This is a genomic window from Microcoleus pseudofavosus SVA1_A4 (assembly GCF_036700565.1).
Taxonomy (GTDB): domain Bacteria; phylum Cyanobacteriota; class Cyanobacteriia; order Cyanobacteriales; family Microcoleaceae; genus Microcoleus.
In genome coordinates this window covers 1-3,361 of the sequence record NZ_JAUBPE010000159.1, presented here as the reverse complement: position 1 = coordinate 3,361, position 3,361 = coordinate 1, and the positions used below count along the sequence as shown (strand labels likewise).

The 3,361-nt window shown below is 39.5% G+C and carries 6 protein-coding genes; 4 read left to right on the top strand and 2 right to left on the bottom strand.

Translation table 11 applies throughout. The features are described from left to right. The first annotated feature begins 144 nt into the window (after positions 1-144). The gene (locus QUA02_RS32990) at positions 145-777 is read left to right on the top strand and encodes a Uma2 family endonuclease (protein WP_333033935.1); all 633 of its coding nucleotides are present in this window, start codon (positions 145-147) and stop codon (positions 775-777) included. Positions 778-813: 36 nt separating this feature from the next. Beyond that, the gene (locus QUA02_RS32985; RefSeq protein ID WP_333033933.1) at positions 814-1,146 is read left to right on the top strand and encodes a hypothetical protein; all 333 of its coding nucleotides are present in this window, start codon (positions 814-816) and stop codon (positions 1,144-1,146) included. A gap of 58 nt (positions 1,147-1,204) precedes the next feature. Here the strand turns inward: QUA02_RS32985 and QUA02_RS32980 are convergent, their stop codons facing one another. Together QUA02_RS32980 and QUA02_RS32975 are read right to left on the bottom strand one after the other, a co-directional pair. Next, complete coding sequence (locus QUA02_RS32980; RefSeq protein ID WP_333033932.1) at positions 1,205-2,113, bottom strand: PPC domain-containing protein; 909 nt, start codon at positions 2,111-2,113, stop codon at positions 1,205-1,207. A gap of 48 nt (positions 2,114-2,161) precedes the next feature. Continuing rightward, on the bottom strand, positions 2,162-2,608 hold the full coding sequence (locus tag QUA02_RS32975) for a hypothetical protein (RefSeq protein WP_333033931.1): 447 nt from the start codon (positions 2,606-2,608) through the stop codon (positions 2,162-2,164). A 160-nt stretch (positions 2,609-2,768) separates the two neighbouring features. On the opposite strand from QUA02_RS32975, the gene QUA02_RS32970 reads away from it, so the two are divergent. Both QUA02_RS32970 and QUA02_RS32965 read left to right on the top strand, forming a co-directional pair. Then, on the top strand, positions 2,769-3,026 hold the full coding sequence (locus QUA02_RS32970) for a helix-turn-helix domain-containing protein (RefSeq protein WP_333033930.1): 258 nt from the start codon (positions 2,769-2,771) through the stop codon (positions 3,024-3,026). After that, positions 3,027-3,350, top strand: a complete 324-nt coding sequence (locus QUA02_RS32965) for a pentapeptide repeat-containing protein (RefSeq protein WP_333033928.1) — start codon at positions 3,027-3,029, stop codon at positions 3,348-3,350. Positions 3,351-3,361 lie beyond the last annotated feature (11 nt).

Below are 3,361 nucleotides of genomic sequence, written 5' to 3'. Positions count from 1 at the left end.
ACTTAAGAGTTGGGATTCAATCAACTCTCAGCAAAACTTTCCATTATATCATAAAACTATTTTGCAAGAGGTCTATTGTGAACGATGTTCCGATTTGTGGATAATTTGGCTATAATTGTGAGCAGGAGCAAATGAGGATTTACTATGACGGCATTAACAGAAATCCGCGAAGAAGTAGCTGAGGACAAAGCTGAGGAAAAAGTACAGATTTATTACTCTCCCGAAGAGTATTTAATGCTGGAAGAGGGGGCAAAATTTAGAAGTGAATATCAGGATGGCAAGATAATTCCTATGACAGGCGGAACACCGAATCACAATCAAATAGCTCTTAATTTTAGCGGGACTTTGAATTTTGCTACGAAAGGACAACCGTACCGAGTATTTATAAACGATTTGCGTTTGTGGATACCGTCGAAGCGGGTTTATACTTATCCTGATGTGATGTTGGTGGCGGGGAAGTTGGAGTTTGCTGAGGGTAGGAAAGATACAATTACTAATGCGGTGATGGTGGCTGAGGTTTTATCGGAATCGACGGCGGATTATGACAGGGGTGGCAAGTTTAAACTTTTTCGCACGATTCCCAGTTTGACGGAGTATATTTTGATCGATCAATATGAGATGCACGTCGAACATTTTTGTAAGAGGGATGATAATAAGTGGGTTTTGTCTGAGTATGATGGTGCTGATGCGGTGTTGAGATTGAGTTGTTTGGAGTTTGAGATGCGGTTGGGAGATATTTACGATCGCGTGGATTTTGAGTCTGAGTCTGAGGAGTGAGCGATCGGATTTCGGGGAGAATCAGCTATTATATGGATGATGAACGTAACAATTTTGGCGGTTGAATCAGGAAAAAAAGCCGACTCTATCGAGGTTTTACTATCGATTGGGGAGGAGAAAAAATCGTTTAAGTTTATCAGGGAGTTTGATATTATAGGCGGTCATAAAATTCAGATGATTAAACATGAGGACAAGTTTTGGGAAACTTTTAAGTTTAATCAGCATATTGTTTTTAAGGTGACTGATTTGGTTTTGGGGAAATACCGAGGGGAAGTCTTGGAACTGCCAGCGGATTTGGGAGAGTTTGGCCGAAAGGTAGAGGCGATCGCACTTCAAAAAGCTCGATCGCCCTCTGTCAGAGAATGCTGAGAAGAATAAGGGAAAAGGAAGGGCGATCGGCATTATTAGTTTACTATGTACCATAAGTTTATGGAGCAGACATAGTAAGAGTGTAATTGGTTTCTCCAGCTTTTAACCGCACCATAACAATGTAATTACCTACTCCCAACTCTTTTTTAATTAGTCCTGGCTTTGAGTTAAAAGCAGATGTATATCCATAATTATCTCCAATTACTCCACCTTTGCCTGAGTATAAATACATTTCTACTTCGCTACTTACACCATCTAAAGATAGACTAATGCTGCTAGGATTGTCTAGTTGGAAACCGTAAAATTGCTCTCGTTTTTTTAAACTAACACTGCCATTTTTGGGAAGAGTCTTTTGCTCCACAGAACCAACATTTTCAACTTGACTTGTATCGTTAACAATTTGAAGTGAATATTTGGTGTCTCTAGCTTTCAATTTCACAACAACAATATAGCTCCCCTCCTTCAATTCTTTTTTAATCATTGCTGATTGAGATTTATAAGCAGAGGTATATCCATAATTATCTCCAATTACTCCTGTGCCATCTGGATCGGAATATAGATATATTTCTACTGCGCTATTCACGTCATCTAAAAACAGGCTTATATTACTGGGATTACCTATCTTAAAACGGTAACGTATCTCTCGATTATTAGAGCTAAGATTACCAACGAAGGGGCAAAAACCCTCCAAAAAACCAATGTTTATGGTACTGCCATTTTGCTCTGCTTTGCAAGGATTCTGGTCAGCAGGAATTTGTACAGGGGAAGGAGATAGTGATGCTCTCGGTGAAGTTTGCTGTGTAGGGAAAGGATTGAGCGTGGGCGATGGAGAATACTCAGGATTTGGTTTAGTAGGAGGAGGTGTTGTTTCTGTTGGAGGTGGAAAACGAATTGGCTGGCCTACTATTACCAGTGCGATAATTCCTAATATAACCACACTAAATAAACCAATTACTACGGGTCCCATATCTTCATCACTATCTTTTTGGCTTTTTTGGCTTTCGGGTGGGTTTAGTCAGTTGTACTGGTTGCCAGAAATATTAATTGAAGATCCTGTTCCCTGAACCAAGTTCACTGACTTCTCGATGGTATTTATAAAATTTTGACTATTGGACGGTTGAGAATTAAGATAATTGATCGCGGATTGAACTTTTTCAGCAGTTTCTGGAGATGCGTTTACTTCTGTATTTACTTCCTCGACTGCTTTAGCGACTTCCGGGTATTTCTTCTTGGCTGTTTCCAACTCAAGAACAGCTTGGTTATAATCTAAAGGCTTCTGTTGGGATAGTGCTATAGCTGTTGCTGTACTTTGCGAGTGAATTTTAAGGAGTGATAGCAACTTATCACCTTTCTCAACGACTAGCTTACCCAGCTTTTCAGTAGCCTTCTCTGTGGCTGTCTCCGTGGCTTTGATTAATACGAGAGTTGCGATCGCCCCGGCTGTCATGGTTACAGGTTCCATATAAAATTCCTTAGTTTTTTAAACTATAACGACTTAATATCAGATTTAACAGTGAGAAAAAAGTAATAAAAAAGTAATCAAAAAGTAAGATTAGCTCCCTGTTGCGGTACAATCTGTACCAATCCTACCTTAACGCTCCGCTAGTAAGGGACTTTAACACATGACTGTTGACGAAGCTCTAACGATCGCAGAAACAGCCCTCAACTACGATCGCCTCAATAAAGTTCAAGAGATAGTGTTTCGTCAATCCTGGGAAGGACGGTCTTATATGGAAATTGCTCAAATCACAGGCTATGATTATGATTATATCAAAGATGCTGGTGCTAAACTATGGAAGGTACTTTCAAAAGCACTAGAAGAAAAAGTTAAAAAAGATAATCTCAAATCAGTCTTAAAGCGATACTTACGGCGAAGTTAAGTGAATCTACAGCGAAATCTGACCATCGAAGTTAACCTCAGCGGTGCTAATCTCAGCGGCGCAAACTTAAGTGGTGCTAGATTATTCGCAAACCTGAATGAAGCTGATTATGGTCAAGCTGATTTAGATAAAATAATAAATTCTGACAATAAAACTGAATTATCTGACTCAGAAAACGAAATTGACTGGAATGGTTTTTGCTTTCACTCAGACGCACAAGTCAAAATTGCCGAAATACTCGATCGCACTTCCACTCTCTTGGGAGCATGTCACTTTTGCGATAAGTATTTATACTTGTGCAGTTTTTCGAGGTCTACCAATTAAGCCATTTAAGT